Raw genomic sequence first — 14,496 nt, forward strand, 5'->3', positions numbered from 1 at the left:
CAAATATCTTTTTGACTACTGGATATAATATGGAGTTAAACAGTGAGTTGATATTTGAGCCTTCGATATTAGCAAAATATGTTAGAACAGTTCCTTTAGCAATTGATTTTGTACTAAATTTTGAGTATAGAGAATCATTCCGATTTGGAGTATCTTACCGTTGGGATAATGCTATGACTGGATTAATTGGATTTGATGTATTAAAAGACTTTCATGTGGGATACGCTTATGATTATAACTTAAATTCAATTGCTAAGTATGCTCCAAGTTCACATCAATTTCATTTGAAATATACTTTTAAACGACCTAAAGAGCTTATGAGGCAATGGCAATTGTAATACCTCAAAAAAGATAAAGCTCAATCAAGTTTATGACTTTCTAATGTATAGAAGATTTGAAACTTGAAGTATTCAATACGCCTGGTTTATATTTTTGGGAAATCTATTGGGCGTTGTAGTTTCTCTTTTGTTATTTAATAATTTTATTTTGTGCATATGATTACATAGAGCGTATTAAGCGTAAGAGAAAAGTTGATATTAATATTATAGGGCTATTATATTCTTTTTCTTGTATACTATAATTGCCTATCAAATTTTAATTCATTTCTTTTTTACTGCAAATTGAAAATTTTCAGCACCTAATAAACCATCACCACTTACACCCTCGATATTTCCTAAAAACAAGGTGTTAATATCCGAACAGAAAAAGGTTACAGTTGCTTCTCCTTGCTCATTAGTAATAATATCTGGTTTCCAAAACAAAGTATTACGGTAATCAGGAATAGGATCATTCAATGTTACATCGTCATAAAATGCTTCGTAAAATACTTTCTTTCCATAAAAACCTTTGATTGCAATAGTATTGAACATTGATAGAAGTTCCGATTCAGTTAATTGTTCGTTATTACCAGCAACAGCTTTATAACCTGGGTAAGGTGGATGTTTAGGGCAGTTTAATATCCCATTTTCGCACACATAATCATTAGAAGGCTTTACTTTGGCTAAACTGTCTAGTTTTCCTATGAATTTGTCCCGAAATATTATTTTATTTTTTGAAGTTATCAAAACTTCATTCAATTTGTTTATTTCTGGACGATCTTCAAATTTTCGTAAAACTTCTGGTTTGATTTCCAGTTCTGCTGGTATTGGATAAATAGTTGTTTTGATCTTGCGCTCTTTATTGATGTTTTCAAACGAAAAATCCTTGGCATTAATGCTGTATTTAGAATTTTGAGGAGCAATCAATTTCAGATATGTATAGCCTCCTTCTCCTTTTTTTAAATCATTTGGCGTAATAGTAAAAGTTCCGTTTGCATCTGCAATTAAAAAATCGGTTCCTTTTTTTTCATCGGAAGAAAATATTTTTACACCTTGTGGCTGTGGTTCTTTTGATTTTGAATCGGGGTTTTTTAAATTGATTTTAGCTTTTAGTTCGTCAAAAACAATCGGTCTTTGGGGAGTGCCCTGTTCTCTTAAATTGGATTCTTCCCACACATAACTTCGCCATCCCTGAGTAAGTAATAATAGGTTTAATGACTGTTTTAGATCTTCATTCTGTTCGTTGAAATAATATTCGGGATCATAAATATTACCTTTTAATTGGGTAGAAAGAAAATAGTGGGTAAGTATGTTTTTTGAGTCGCGTTTGTTTTTGTATAATTCATCGTAGATGCTAAGTGCTAAATGGGCTACTATGGGCTGTTGATTTTGGTCTGTTACTTTTATTTTTAGAGTTACTTTATCTCTTGTATCGTAATTTTTTTTATCGAGTTCGACCTTAATGTTTAATTTTTGGTCTGAGTTTATATAAACTAATCGCTCTGCTTCAGGAACAGAATTTTCATTAAAAAGGATGATTTCTGCAATGCCCTGCGGGATATCTTTTAAGGGAAACTTAATTATTAACTCTTTTTTTAACAAGCCTCTTGCAATGGAGTAAACCATTCCTCGTATTTGCAATCTTAGACATACGTTTTCTTCATTTAGACCCGCGCTTTGCGAAACTTTAAAAATTAAATCTTCTTTTGTCTGCTCTATTAATTGTAATGTTTTACCGCTTTGATATATTTTTGCCAAAGGATATTGCTCTTTAGATACTGGTGTCGTGAGTTGAATATAATATTTTTTATTTACATTGGGTGTAAAAACTAAGCTTCCCATCCCTGCATGACTACTTTTAAAATCAAGCAGAGGGACATTGTTTTCATACAAGTTACCCGAAACATTCACAGGCAAGCCATTTGAATCGACAGCCTTAAATGCCAGCGTAGTCTTAATTCCTGAGACTAGGTTTCCTCCTTCAGGAAAAGTATAAAATTGCAAAGCGCTCTCTTTTTGAACTGGATTAGCAATAGCTTTACTCTTTATTGATTTTAAAACCTCGAATTTCTTTACAGCATAAAATTCTTTTGTATTTTTTGTATAGGAAAAAGAACTGTAAGCTACGAGGGAATAAGTTCCCTCTGGCAATTTACTATCCAAAAATAGATGGCCATTGACAAAGCCTTTTTCTATTTCATACTTCTTTTCCCAAACAACCTTATCTGTTTTGTCTTCTATTAATTGAACAAACAATATTTTACTTCGCTCTGAAGGCATAAAATAGTTTCCATCCAAAACATATCCTTTAAACCAAACATCCTCTTCTGTTTCATAAATATTTTTACTAGTTTGCAGATATACTACGTCAGAAGTATTATTTCTGGTTAAACTATCCAACTGTTCAATTAATTGATCTGTTATTATATTGTTTTGTGAAAACAAATGGAAGGAACAGAACATGAAAAAGAAAATGAGTTTTTTTATCATATTTTAATTTTAAATTACTTTGTAGTTTCTAGTTTGATTTTAGCAATATGACACTAGGCTTACTACATTCTTTGTAGCATAAATATTAAGGCACTTTATCTTTTTTAGAGAATTTTATATACCAACCAGAACTCAATCAATAATTTGGAATAAATAATTGCGCTAAAAGGTGAAATTTAATATTTAAATATCTCAGAAAAAAGATATATTTAATTATGCTTTACTTTATGAGTTGTCTCGATAAAAATACAGATATTTTTTTATTGATGAAGAATTTTGTATAGATTTTGATAAAGCTACATGGTCTTTTTTTAGGAAAACTATTTAAGTATTCTTTGGTTATGTCTAAATATGAAAAATGAATACAGTTTATTTACTTTTTCATTTGAGTGGGTTTCTTCTTATTCAGATTATCTAATCTTTTGATCTAATTCCCAAGTTTTGCGTTTGATCTGGATTGATTCAACTTTTCATTGGTTTTTGGGATATAGTCAATACACTTTTATATTGATTACTGATTGTGACGGCACAAATTTTAAATTCCAACGGCCACTTTTTTCGAGTATTTTCCTTGGTTTCAAATTTATTGAGTGATGAGTTGTTTTGTAATTATTTCTTCTTACAATTTATAAATTTAAAATCTAATCAATATTTTAAAACCGCCTTAGCTTTTTGTGGCAAAAAAGGTATCACCTCCAAGTGCTATATGCTTCTTTTTTGCACTTTCTCATCAATACTGCCTAAGCATTTAATCGCGAAAAAGGCAGCAACTCCACTTGCAATTTAAATGCGTTTATTTTCATTACTTTACTATCTTTAGCCAAAATCTGAAATATGCGAAAACTATTACTTTCACTGTTATTGCTTCCTTCTTTATTTCAAGCGCAAAATGCAGCTAGTGCCGATCCGGGATTTATTCCTGCTACGGTTTGGAATAATTATGAAAAACAAGTCAACGATATGGCGCTTCAGTCCGATGGCAAAATTGTCATTGAGGCTACCCAATATGATTACGATACGGGATGGACGCGAACCATAGAACGACTCAATGCAGACGGTTCGAGTGATGTTGCTTTTAGGGTATTGACCGATAATACGGCAAATAGGCATGAATGTCTGATACTGATACAGTCTGATGGCAAAATTATATTGGGCTCCCAATTTACTGTAGCAGGTGTAATCAAACCTATGATTCGACTGAACACCGACGGTAGTATTGATACAACCTTCGACACACCAGCTTTGCCAGCATCTTCTTATATCTACTGTTTGACCTTGTTGCCAGACGGGAAGCTACTGGTTGGAAATGACTCTTCTAAAAAACTGCTTCGCCTGACCGCCGATGGTGCTTTAGATACCACTTTTTATGATGAGCATCCCGAAATACAGTCTTGCAGGGCCGTATTGGTATTGCCAGATGGCAAGTTGATTGTAGCCGGCTCAATGTTAGATCCAGGAGGGGCGGTTACGTACTACCATATTGAAAAACTAAATGCCAACGGCACAATAGATCCAACATTTGATATCAGCACAAGTTTTATAGGTCGGAATGGTTATACGTCTTCATTGGCATTACAGCCTGACGGAAAAATACTGGTGGGCGGAAGGTTCGATACATGCGACGGCAACAATTCTAAGAGCTTAGCACGGCTGCACCCCGACGGAAGTTATGACAACACGTTTACATCCCCAATATATGACACAGAACCTGTGGTAAATGACATTTTGGTGCGACCTAACGGCAATATCCTGATTGGAGGTAATTTTAGCGCGAGCAGTATTTATGGTATTGCTATGCTGTTACCAAACGGTTCAGTAACATATTCTTTTTCGCCATCGACGGCTGGTACTAGCGTTACGATTTCAGAATACTCGGAAGTGCGCAGGGTCTTGCAGCAACCTAATGGTATGATCTTGCACTGTGGTGATTATGGAAATATTGGAGGTCAGTATAATAAGACCAGCATGATTCGCTTGCTCGGTACTGATAGCTATCTTGTAAACGGCTATACCCGACTTGACATGCAAAATAATGGGTGTACCGATGCCGATCCTGGATTTCCGTACCTTAAGTACAAACTGGTGAACGGTACGAACCAAAGTTCTTATTATTCCAGTTCCAATGGTTACCATGGCGTCATGCTCAAAAATGGCACAAGTGTTATCACGCCTATACTTGACAATCCGACTTGGTTCAGCGTTTCGCCATCAAGTATCAGTCTGAATATGCCATCGGCAACGAATTATGCAAACCAGAATTTCTGTGTGACCGCAGTCGGAAGCCACCATGATTTGTCGGTTGTAATAGAGCCAATTGACAGAGCGAGACCAGGTTTTGACTCCTATTATAAAGTTTTGGTTAGGAACAATGGCAATCAAACGGCAACAGGTACTGTACGATTTACGTACGATGCCGCTACGGCGGAATATATCCAAAGTACCCCTTTGGCTGCAAGCGCAGGTTTTGGCTCGGTGACATGGAATGTTGAGGGTTTATTGCCGTTATCTGAAGTTGAATATATTGTAAAACTAAACTTAAACACCCCTACCGATACGCCACCACTGAATGCCAATGATGTATTGAAATTTTCAGCAGTGGCAAACATTGCTCAAGACGAAGTTACGACAAATGATGAAGCGACATTGGAGCAAACGGTAGTAAATTCGTTTGATCCTAATGATAAGATTTGCCTCGGAGGTGACTATCTGCGTCCGGAACATGTAGGTGATTATATGTATTATCGCATCCGATTCGAGAATTTGGGTACGGCATCGGCGCAAAACATTAAGGTGACCGATATGATTGATACCACTAAATTTGATATCGCTAGTTTGAGTCCAGTAGACGGTAGCCATCCTTTTACTACCCGCGTGATACAAGGTAATCAGGTTGAGTTTATGTTCAACAACATACAGCTTGGGTTTGCTGATGAGAATAATGATGGCTATTTGGTTTTTAAAATTCGTTCATTGAATTCGCTTACAGAAGGTGCTGTGCTAGAGAATACAGCTTCGATTTATTTTGACTACAATCTCCCTGTTGTGACAAATACTTCGGTCGTGACGGTGCAGAGGTCTTTGCATACTATATCATTTGAAACGATTAAATTGGCGCTTTATCCTGTTCCTGCGGGCGATATGGTATTCATCAGTATTCCCAAACAAGTTAATGTTCAGTCGGTAACAGTGTATAATCTTTTAGGGCAGTCGGTACTTGAAAATGTAAGACCCGGACCCCAAGGCGATGTGAATGTTACAACACTTGCTAGTGGAAGCTATTTAATGCGGGTGAGGACGGAATTGGGCGATGGTGTGATGCGGTTTGTTAAAAAGTAGGTGCTGGGCGTAGTTGGTGGTCCCTAAGGCATTTGCCCGTAAAGATAATGTGATCGAAAATAAAGAATAGCATTGAGTTATCCTGAAAAAGGTTGACTGAATTAATCACATAAAATTAATTAAATCGGAACAGAATTACTTTTGTTCCGATTTATTTTTTTTCATTTTTTCAATTTCACTTTATTTTGTAAATGAGCTTGATTTGGAGTCAGCATATTGATTGTCTCGCCCTAAAATAAGTTGACTTATTTGGAGTTACAACAATTTTTTTAATGAAGAGAAATAAACAAAATTATCTTATTTTTTTACTAAACTTAGTACAGTTGTTTTATTTTTCCATTTTTTACAATATACACCCCATCTTCACATATGATATATACATTAAATTTGGTTTTTTTAATATTTGTAAACCAACCTGGGAATTTATATTGTTTCAATGTTTTATCACCTATTAACTGCCCGTAATATCCATATTGTTTACTAGTTTTTTTATCTATTCCAGTTCCTGAAATATGTACCACTTTATCTTTTTGAACTATTTCTCTAGCTTCACTGCACAAATCTAAGTAAACCAACGTGTCCGTTTTATTCTTGCTTTTTTTATAAAGCTTCACGTTATCACTTTCATCATTGATTCCAGATGGATAATCAACTATATCTCTTGTATATTCCGTTTCTGGTATCGTTTTACATATACCCAGTCTTTCTTATAATCAGTTCCTTGAAATTTGTAGACTTTGTTTTCAACTGTACGAACATAAAGCTGCTCCTTTGGATTTGAAATTACTTCCATTAGAAAAAATTTTCTAGTATCAAAAGTTATTGTTTCCCAAGAATTTCCAAAATCTTTTGAAATATGTATTCGAGAATAATCCGATTCGTGAATTCCTACCCAACTATCAATTCCAACAAGAATCTTTTTATCAGTAAAAGTTATTTCGTGTTGATGCGTTTCATCTGGATTGATTCAACTTTTCATTGGTTTTTGAGCATAAAAAAAGTCCTGAAGTAATTCAGGACTTTTATGTGGGGAGAGCAGGATTCGAACCTGCGAAGTTCTCACAGCAGATTTACAGTCTGCCCTCGTTGGCCGCTTGAGTATCTCCCCTAAGCTTGTTTTGTCTTGCGTTGTTCTGCTTGACGGGTGCAAATATAGGGACACTTTTTAATTCTGCAAACAAAAAACACACTTAATTTTAAGTTTATTTTATGTTGTTTTTTAAAGCATTGGTATTGAATAAAATAAAAAATGATAACAAGGCATTTTTTTTGAAATATAGGTAGAATAGTATAATTTTATTTCTCAGTCTCAGTAATCAGTAGTGTTATCTTGAGTGGAGTTGAAGGGGTATCAGTTCTAGTTTTCAGTTTCCCTCCTTTGAGTCTCTATTGAGGAGCTATTTTATGAGTTCCTTCCTTTGTCTGTATGACAAAGTTGGTTATATTGATTAGTCATAGTAATCAGTAGTGTTCTTCTGAGGAGTCGAATGACAGTCGTAGTTTTCAATGACAGTGTTTTACTTTATTTTAAATGTAGTTTTTAAATCTAACTAGTAAATGGATTATAATCTCGTATAAGTGGTGTTATTAGTCCGTATTTGGTGTTTAAGTTGTAAACTTTTGGGTGGTGTATAAAACAAAAAATCTCCACTAGGGAGATTTTTGTTTTATACTGAATATTGGTATTATTTAGCTAAAAGTTCAATAATTTTCGCTCTTAATTCGTCGCCTCTTAAATCTTGTGCTACTACTTTTCCTGATGCATCTAGTATAAATGTTGCAGGAATTGATTGAACACCGTATTGAGCAGCAATTGGCTCATCCCAAAATTTTAGGTTAGAAACTTGCGTCCAGGTTAAATTATCTTTTGCAATAGCTTCTTTCCAAGCTTTGGCATCTTTATCTAAAGAAACTCCAATAATATTAAGGCCTTTAGAATGTAGCTCTTTGTAAATAGCTACAACATTTGGATTTTCTTTTCTGCATGGTCCACACCATGAAGCCCAAAAATCTACAATGGTAACTTTTCCTAAGCTTTCTTTAAGAGATACCGTTTTTCCTTCTGGATTAGGAGCAGAAAAATCTGATCTTCAGTTAGCGCTACCAACTGGAGGAGCAGTAGCACCAACAGCAGGCATTTTCATTTGACCAATTTTTTCTTTTATTTCTTTACCAGGCTTAGTGTTCTTTACAGATTCATCTAAACTAGCGTAGATCGATTCAACTTTTTTCAAATCCGTTGAAGGATCGTTTAACATTCCTTTGATAATTAATGCAGTAATGAAAGATTTTGGGTGAGATTCAGCGTAAGTAGTGTACTTAGATTTAGTTTCAGTTTGTACATCACCTTGTAATTTCATAAATTCTTTCATCAAACCATTGATTACTGCAGTATCTTGAGCTTGTTGAGCAGTATTCATAGTGGCTGTGTTTTTTTTCTGGAAATCAACTAATTTCTTTTGAACTTTCATAAGTTCGTCGTTGAATTTTACATACTCATCATTGTTGTATGTACCAGAAATTTTAGATTTATGGATACTATCTTTATCTACAATAACTGTAATTTCTCCAGTTTCAAGAATAAAAGGAACAGGTCCTTGAATGTCTTGTATTTGTAATATGTGAAATGCAGGCTCAGTAACTTTACCTTTAATTTCGAATTTTCCATTTTCAACTTTTACAGTATCAAGAGAGATTGCTGCTCCAGTAGTTGGATCTTGAGTTTGTAGGATGATAGTTTTCCCATTTTCAATTCCTTTTGCAGTACCAGTAATTAGGTATTCACCGTCTTTAACTTTGTTGCATGAAATTATTGCTATAGAAGCAGTAAGTAAAAAAAATATTTTTTTCATTATTAATTAGTTAATTGATTTGAGGAACAAAAGTATTTAAAATTATATGACTTAAATAATTTTGTAACCTAAAATTTTGTTATTGTTTTCTGAAAGTTAAAATGCTTGTAATCAGTTTGTTTTGCGGTGTTTTAGTAGGTAAGTGTTGCGTTTTTATGTTAATTACAAAACATAAAACAATATTTTGTGTGTTTTTATAGCAAAAAAAAAAGCATCCGCCAGAGGGGATGCTTTTCTAAAACAACTAGAAAAACTAGTCTTGATTTGTTTTCTTTCTCCAAGTAAAAGAGTTAAGAATATGTCTTTTTGCAAATCTTCCAGGAGAATCTGCATTTACCATTTTTACATAAGTAGCTTTTGGTACACTGATGTACTCATATACACTACCATTTGAGAAATCAATAATTAATCTACCTTCTACAAATTTGTAATCTGTAATAGATGAATTAGAGATTGTTTCTGTGTATTCTGGCAAGTTTTGCTTAATTGTCTCAGGATTGATGCTTACCAAAAAGTGGTATGCTTCAATTACTAATTTACTTTTTTCTTCTGCTTCTTTTAAACCAGCGTCGTTACCTTGAAATTTGTCAGGATGACATTCTTTCATAGCATTACGATAGATTGTTTTTAAATCTTTTAATTCTGCAGTTTTGTCTACATTAAGTAACTTGCGGTATTCAACTATTTTTTTCATAAATAAGATAACTACTTGTCTATTAGGTTTAAATTAATATTTGTTTAATTTAAAAAAGACAAATTTTTTGCAAAGGTACACTTTTTTTTAACTTTTTACTTTCGTAGAAAAAAATATTCAAAAAATATATAAAACACTGATTTTAAAGTGTTAAAAATAGGTTTTTTATCGAAAGGATCTGCTGAGAATTAAAACTTAGAAAATAATCGAATTATTTTTGCTCCGGTTTATTATTTGCTTTATCAAAGTTTTTTGACTTTTTTGGATATTTATTATAACTAATATCGCTTGGGTTTTCGATTATAGATTTTATAGTAATCCAATCTCCAACTACGTGATTAGCATGTGCCATCTTGTAATCCAAAAGGTATATACCACAAAAATAATTATTATTTTCGTCCTTCTCCATTATTCCTGTATAAACCCCTTTTTGTAACATTTTTTCTTGAGAAGCTTTTGTCATGATATTTTTATTTAAAATTTGATGCAGCAAAGTTAATCAATATATTGTTTGGTTTAGGGAGTTCGTGACAATCTGAGTATATTTGCACATGCAAAAAAACTTTAGACCAAATCCGAATTCGTTCAAAAATACATTTTGTGTTTTTCAGGAAGTAACAATGAATGAAGTAGAGGGGTTGAAAATTCAGTTTGAAAGTAAGGCAGGGAGTACTTATTATTATTCAGATTTGGGGATGTATCGTTTTTCAAATCATTGGGGAAGATTGGCCAATAGTAAATGGCGTTTAATCGCTTTAGAACCAGAAACAGAGTCTAAATTTAAATTAGGATTTGCTTCATGGAACTCTTTTTATCCTGATAATACAATCGATAAACTGTATTATATAGAAGCTGATTTTAATAAAAATAGCGTTAATTATCAACATAAAAATAATCCTGAGTACAACAATAAAGCATTACTTAGAACAAGTTTTGATACAACAAAAAGAATTAAGCAAATAAGAAATTTACAGCAATTAACTTCATGGGCAAAATATTTTGATTATGATGACATTGCTGTTTTGCGAGAATCAATTATAAATGAACTTATTTTTACCAATAAAACATTGGAAGAAATTAAAAAAGAGATACAATAATGGGAAGGAATAACGAAAGGAATATCAAGAAACACAACGATAAGTTGCACAAAGCACAAGATAAAGCAAAACAGGCTGTAATTGCGCGTAAGGAGAAACTAAAAGAAATTGTAAAGAAATTTAATGAAGATAAGTCTTCATCAGAAAAATAGAATATAAATATATGGAAAACGATAAATTCAACGGTTTAAAAGAAAGTGTTCAGGAAATTATAGATTTAATTGCTGCCAAACAAAATAAATCTGCAAATAATAAACTAGTAGAAGTAAGCGATATCTTAGATGAATTACTTGATTTTTCTGAAGAAGACGAAGATCTAATCGAGATTAGTAAATATCAGGTTTTACTGAATCAATTGCATCAAAAGATAAATACTGCTGAATAATATTAAATACTTTCATGGAAAACTCCAAATGTTATTGTGATACAGGTTTAGATTTTGATAATTGTTGTGGTTTGTATCTCAAGAATAATCTAAAAGCACCAACAGCCTTAGCTCTAATGCGCTCTCGTTTTTCGGCTTATGTTACTAAAGATGCCGATTATTTATTGGATACGACACATGCCTCTGAAAGAAAATATTATTCGAAAGAAGATATTTTGAATTGGGCTACGACCAATGAATGGTTACGATTAGAAATTATTAGTTTTACAGAAACGACTGTGGCTTTTAAAGCATATTTTTTAGATGAAAATAAACAATCTCAAACGCATTATGAGTTTTCTACTTTTAAACAAGAAAATAATGTTTGGTACTATCTAGAAGGTAAGTTTGAGTAATTAGTAGTTTTATACTGATTATGAGGTGCTTTTAGAGGAATCTTTTAACTAAAAATTAATATCTGTTTGTTTTTGCTACACTCTAAAATGATGTAATTTTAGAATTATGAAAGAGGAACATAAAAAAGGCTTTTATTTTAAAACGTACGAAGCTCCAAATCAGTCTCCGTTTGAAAAACTTTTTGGTATTTTCAAGGAATTAATTACCCATACTTCGGGTGATTTTGATGAGGCTATAGACTGGCTTCGTGAATTGGATAAAGAATACAAGCTTACAGATGAAAATTATACCATCGACGATTTTATAGAAGATCTGAAAAAGAAAGGATATATAAAAGACGAAATAAAAGAAGATGGTTCTTCGGGAATAGGGATTACTGCTAAAACTGAACGTGCGATACGACAACAAGCACTTGATCAGATATTCGGAAATTTAAAACGCTCTGGAAACGGAAATCATAAAACCAAATACGCTGGAAATGGAGATGAACATACGGGAGAATTCCGTGAGTTTCATTTTGGCGATGGGCTTGAACGAATTTCGCTTACAGAAAGTTTACGTAATGCTCAAATTAATAATGGAGTAGATGGCTTTGTGCTTACCGAAAATGATTTGGTTGTAGAAGAGACACAATACAAATCACAAATGAGCACCGTTTTGATGATAGATATTAGCCATAGCATGATATTGTATGGAGAAGATCGTATCACACCTGCTAAAAAAGTCGCCATGGCTTTGGCAGAATTAATTACTACGCGTTATCCTAAAGATACTCTAGATATTTTGGTTTTTGGAAACGATGCCTGGACAATTGCAATTAAAGATTTACCATATTTAAAAGTTGGACCTTATCATACCAATACAGTAGCTGGTTTGCAATTGGCAATGGATTTATTACGCCGAAAACGAAATACGAATAAACAAATCTTCATGATTACAGATGGTAAACCAAGTTGCGTTCGTGAACGTGACGGTTCTTACTATATGAATAGTAATGGTTTAGATGAGTATATTGTAGATAAATGTTATAATCAGGCACAACAAGCCAGAAAGTTACATATTCCTATTACCACATTTATGATTGCAAATGATCCTTATTTACAGCGTTTTGTCAATCATTTTACCGAAGCAAATCAAGGAAAAGCATTTTATACGGGATTGAAAGGCCTTGGAGAAATGATTTTTGAAGATTATGAAGCTAATAGGAAAAAGCGAGTGCGTTAGTTTGCAGTATTCAGTCTCAGTTTACAGCTATAGTGTTGAGACGAATCGGAGTAAATTTTAAGATATTCAAAGGTTTTACTGTAGAGGCTCACAGTAGTGCGTCTAATTATTGATTTTATTAGAAACAAATTTTACAGGTTTAATTCAAAAAACACAAAAAATAAAAACTGAAGATTTTATAAATTTTTAAATCATTTAATCTTTCAATTTTTAAATAATATAGATATGGAAATAAATAATATAAACACATTAGGTGAATTAAACGCTTCAGGATATAAAAGTAAGAGCATCAAAGATGAATTACGAAATAACCTTCGTGAGAAAATAAAATCAGGTAACCCCGTTTTTGATGGTGTACATGGATTCGAAAATACAGTTATTCCTGAATTAGAACGGGCTATTTTATCACGTCATAATATTAATTTATTGGGACTCCGAGGGCAGGCTAAAACGAGATTGGCTCGTAAAATGGTCGAATTGCTAGATGAATACATTCCATTTGTAACTGGTTCAGAGATAAATGATGATCCATTGAATCCCATATCACGCTTTGCAAAAGACATAATTTCTGAAAAGGGTGAGGCAACTCCAATAAGCTGGTTGCATAGAAACGATCGTTTTTTCGAAAAATTGGCAACACCAGATGTTACTGTTGCTGATTTGATTGGAGATGTAGATCCTATAAAGGCTGCTAATTTAAAATTGTCATATGCTGATGATCGTGTAATACATTTTGGTATGATTCCGCGTGCTAATCGTTGTATTTTCGTTATTAATGAATTACCCGATTTACAAGCAAGAATACAAGTGGCGCTGTTTAATATTTTGCAAGAAGGAGATATTCAGATTCGAGGATTTAAGTTACGAATGCCATTAGATATGCAATTTGTATTTACTGCAAATCCTGAAGATTATACTAATCGTGGAAGTATAGTCACGCCATTAAAAGATAGAATAGGATCTCAAATTTTAACACATTATCCTGAAACAGTTGCAATTGCCAGAACAATTACAGAGCAGGAAGCTAAATTAGATGTTGAGCAAGAAGAGTTGGTATATGTGCCAGGTTTAGCAAAGGATTTATTAGAACAAATAAGTTTTGAAGCTCGCGAAAGTGAGTTCGTAGATAATAAGAGTGGTGTAAGTGCGAGGATGAGTATTACGGCCTACGAAAATTTATTAAGTACTGCTGAGCGCCGTGCATTGCTTGTAGGTGTTGATAAAACTAGTTTACGTTTATCGGATTTTATGGGAATTATTCCGGCTATTACAGGAAAAGTTGAGTTAGTATATGAAGGAGAGCAGGAGGGAGCAGCGATTGTTGCTCAGCATTTAATAGGTGATGCAATTCGAACATTCTTCCCAATATTTTTTCCGAAAATTGAAAAATTAGAGAAGCCAAACGAAAAAACACCCTATACTGATACAATCGAATGGTTCTTTACCGAAAGTGGTTTTGAATTATTAGATGATTGTTCGGATGCTGAATACAAGAAAATACTTGATGGCATTAAGCCATTGGATGTCTTGCTAAAAAAATACCAACCTGAATTACCCGCGGAAGATCACTATTTTATGAAAGAGTTTATTTTATGGGGATTAGTTGAATATAAAAAACTAAGTAAGGATCGTTTTTCAGAAGGATATGAATTTAAGGATATATACGGGAGTTACATCAGTAAATTATAAAGTAAATAGAAAGGGT

14 protein-coding genes and 1 tRNA gene are annotated in these 14,496 nt (G+C 33.2%); 8 read left to right on the top strand and 7 right to left on the bottom strand.

Annotation, left to right across the window (positions count from 1 at the left end):
* Positions 1 to 5 precede the first annotated feature (5 nt).
* Positions 6 to 338 (top strand): type IX secretion system membrane protein PorP/SprF, encoded by a 333-nt coding sequence (locus tag LPB87_RS17960; protein WP_347349803.1) that lies wholly within the window; start codon positions 6 to 8, stop codon positions 336 to 338.
* 261 nt (positions 339 to 599) lie between these two features.
* Here the strand turns inward: LPB87_RS17960 and LPB87_RS17965 are convergent, their stop codons facing one another.
* Complete coding sequence (locus LPB87_RS17965; RefSeq protein WP_230728770.1) at positions 600 to 2,807, bottom strand: hypothetical protein; 2,208 nt, start codon at positions 2,805 to 2,807, stop codon at positions 600 to 602.
* Positions 2,808 to 3,641: 834 nt separating this feature from the next.
* Here LPB87_RS17965 and LPB87_RS17970 point away from each other — a divergent pair.
* On the top strand, positions 3,642 to 6,143 hold the full coding sequence (locus LPB87_RS17970) for a T9SS type A sorting domain-containing protein (protein ID WP_230728771.1): 2,502 nt from the start codon (positions 3,642 to 3,644) through the stop codon (positions 6,141 to 6,143).
* A 314-nt stretch (positions 6,144 to 6,457) separates the two neighbouring features.
* Here LPB87_RS17970 and LPB87_RS17975 read toward each other — a convergent pair whose 3' ends face one another.
* From LPB87_RS17975 to LPB87_RS18000, 6 genes are all read right to left on the bottom strand, one after another.
* The gene (locus LPB87_RS17975) at positions 6,458 to 6,757 is read right to left on the bottom strand and encodes a hypothetical protein (protein WP_230728772.1); all 300 of its coding nucleotides are present in this window, start codon (positions 6,755 to 6,757) and stop codon (positions 6,458 to 6,460) included.
* A gap of 38 nt (positions 6,758 to 6,795) precedes the next feature.
* Positions 6,796 to 6,936 carry a hypothetical protein gene (locus LPB87_RS17980; protein WP_230728773.1) on the bottom strand — a complete coding sequence of 47 codons (141 nt, stop codon included), beginning with the start codon at positions 6,934 to 6,936 and terminating at the stop codon, positions 6,796 to 6,798.
* A 234-nt stretch (positions 6,937 to 7,170) separates the two neighbouring features.
* Positions 7,171 to 7,251 (bottom strand) — tRNA-Tyr (locus LPB87_RS17985).
* A gap of 982 nt (positions 7,252 to 8,233) precedes the next feature.
* Entirely contained in the window at positions 8,234 to 8,995 is a 762-nt protein-coding gene (locus tag LPB87_RS17990) for a DUF4369 domain-containing protein (protein WP_230728774.1), read from the bottom strand.
* A 253-nt stretch (positions 8,996 to 9,248) separates the two neighbouring features.
* Positions 9,249 to 9,689 (bottom strand): KTSC domain-containing protein, encoded by a 441-nt coding sequence (locus LPB87_RS17995; RefSeq protein ID WP_129538943.1) that lies wholly within the window; start codon positions 9,687 to 9,689, stop codon positions 9,249 to 9,251.
* A 211-nt stretch (positions 9,690 to 9,900) separates the two neighbouring features.
* On the bottom strand, positions 9,901 to 10,152 hold the full coding sequence (locus LPB87_RS18000; protein WP_129538942.1) for a hypothetical protein: 252 nt from the start codon (positions 10,150 to 10,152) through the stop codon (positions 9,901 to 9,903).
* A gap of 88 nt (positions 10,153 to 10,240) precedes the next feature.
* On the opposite strand from LPB87_RS18000, the gene LPB87_RS18005 reads away from it, so the two are divergent.
* The 6 genes from LPB87_RS18005 to LPB87_RS18030 all read left to right on the top strand — a co-directional run bounded on the left by LPB87_RS18005 (position 10,241) and on the right by LPB87_RS18030 (position 14,480).
* Positions 10,241 to 10,786: a hypothetical protein gene (locus tag LPB87_RS18005; RefSeq protein WP_230728775.1), complete on the top strand. Its 546-nt coding sequence runs from the start codon at positions 10,241 to 10,243 to the stop codon at positions 10,784 to 10,786.
* Positions 10,786 to 10,938, top strand: coding sequence for a hypothetical protein (locus LPB87_RS18010; protein ID WP_164998683.1), 153 nt, complete (start codon positions 10,786 to 10,788; stop codon positions 10,936 to 10,938). Before LPB87_RS18005 ends, LPB87_RS18010 begins: the two co-directional genes overlap by 1 nt.
* An 11-nt stretch (positions 10,939 to 10,949) precedes the next feature.
* On the top strand, positions 10,950 to 11,171 hold the full coding sequence (locus tag LPB87_RS18015) for a hypothetical protein (protein WP_129538940.1): 222 nt from the start codon (positions 10,950 to 10,952) through the stop codon (positions 11,169 to 11,171).
* A 14-nt stretch (positions 11,172 to 11,185) separates the two neighbouring features.
* Positions 11,186 to 11,566 (top strand): YchJ family metal-binding protein, encoded by a 381-nt coding sequence (locus tag LPB87_RS18020; protein ID WP_230728776.1) that lies wholly within the window; start codon positions 11,186 to 11,188, stop codon positions 11,564 to 11,566.
* 106 nt (positions 11,567 to 11,672) lie between these two features.
* Positions 11,673 to 12,791, top strand: coding sequence for a VWA domain-containing protein (locus tag LPB87_RS18025; protein WP_129538938.1), 1,119 nt, complete (start codon positions 11,673 to 11,675; stop codon positions 12,789 to 12,791).
* A gap of 225 nt (positions 12,792 to 13,016) precedes the next feature.
* Complete coding sequence (locus LPB87_RS18030) at positions 13,017 to 14,480, top strand: AAA family ATPase (protein ID WP_230728777.1); 1,464 nt, start codon at positions 13,017 to 13,019, stop codon at positions 14,478 to 14,480.
* Positions 14,481 to 14,496 lie beyond the last annotated feature (16 nt).

The sequence above is a fragment of the Flavobacterium sp. EDS genome, assembly GCF_020991525.1.
Classification (GTDB): domain Bacteria; phylum Bacteroidota; class Bacteroidia; order Flavobacteriales; family Flavobacteriaceae; genus Flavobacterium.

Coding starts and splice junctions, on each gene's coding strand:
- LPB87_RS18005 (WP_230728775.1), top strand. CDS start 10,241: ATGCAAAAAAACTTTAGACCAAATCCGAATTCGTTCAAAAATACATTT.
- LPB87_RS17995 (WP_129538943.1), bottom strand. CDS start 9,689: ATGAAAAAAATAGTTGAATACCGCAAGTTACTTAATGTAGACAAAACT.
- LPB87_RS18000 (WP_129538942.1), bottom strand. CDS start 10,152: ATGACAAAAGCTTCTCAAGAAAAAATGTTACAAAAAGGGGTTTATACA.
- LPB87_RS18010 (WP_164998683.1), top strand. CDS start 10,786: ATGGGAAGGAATAACGAAAGGAATATCAAGAAACACAACGATAAGTTG.
- LPB87_RS17990 (WP_230728774.1), bottom strand. CDS start 8,995: ATGAAAAAAATATTTTTTTTACTTACTGCTTCTATAGCAATAATTTCA.
- LPB87_RS18020 (WP_230728776.1), top strand. CDS start 11,186: ATGGAAAACTCCAAATGTTATTGTGATACAGGTTTAGATTTTGATAAT.
- LPB87_RS18015 (WP_129538940.1), top strand. CDS start 10,950: ATGGAAAACGATAAATTCAACGGTTTAAAAGAAAGTGTTCAGGAAATT.
- LPB87_RS17970 (WP_230728771.1), top strand. CDS start 3,642: ATGCGAAAACTATTACTTTCACTGTTATTGCTTCCTTCTTTATTTCAA.
- LPB87_RS17980 (WP_230728773.1), bottom strand. CDS start 6,936: ATGGAAGTAATTTCAAATCCAAAGGAGCAGCTTTATGTTCGTACAGTT.
- LPB87_RS18025 (WP_129538938.1), top strand. CDS start 11,673: ATGAAAGAGGAACATAAAAAAGGCTTTTATTTTAAAACGTACGAAGCT.
- LPB87_RS17965 (WP_230728770.1), bottom strand. CDS start 2,807: ATGATAAAAAAACTCATTTTCTTTTTCATGTTCTGTTCCTTCCATTTG.
- LPB87_RS18030 (WP_230728777.1), top strand. CDS start 13,017: ATGGAAATAAATAATATAAACACATTAGGTGAATTAAACGCTTCAGGA.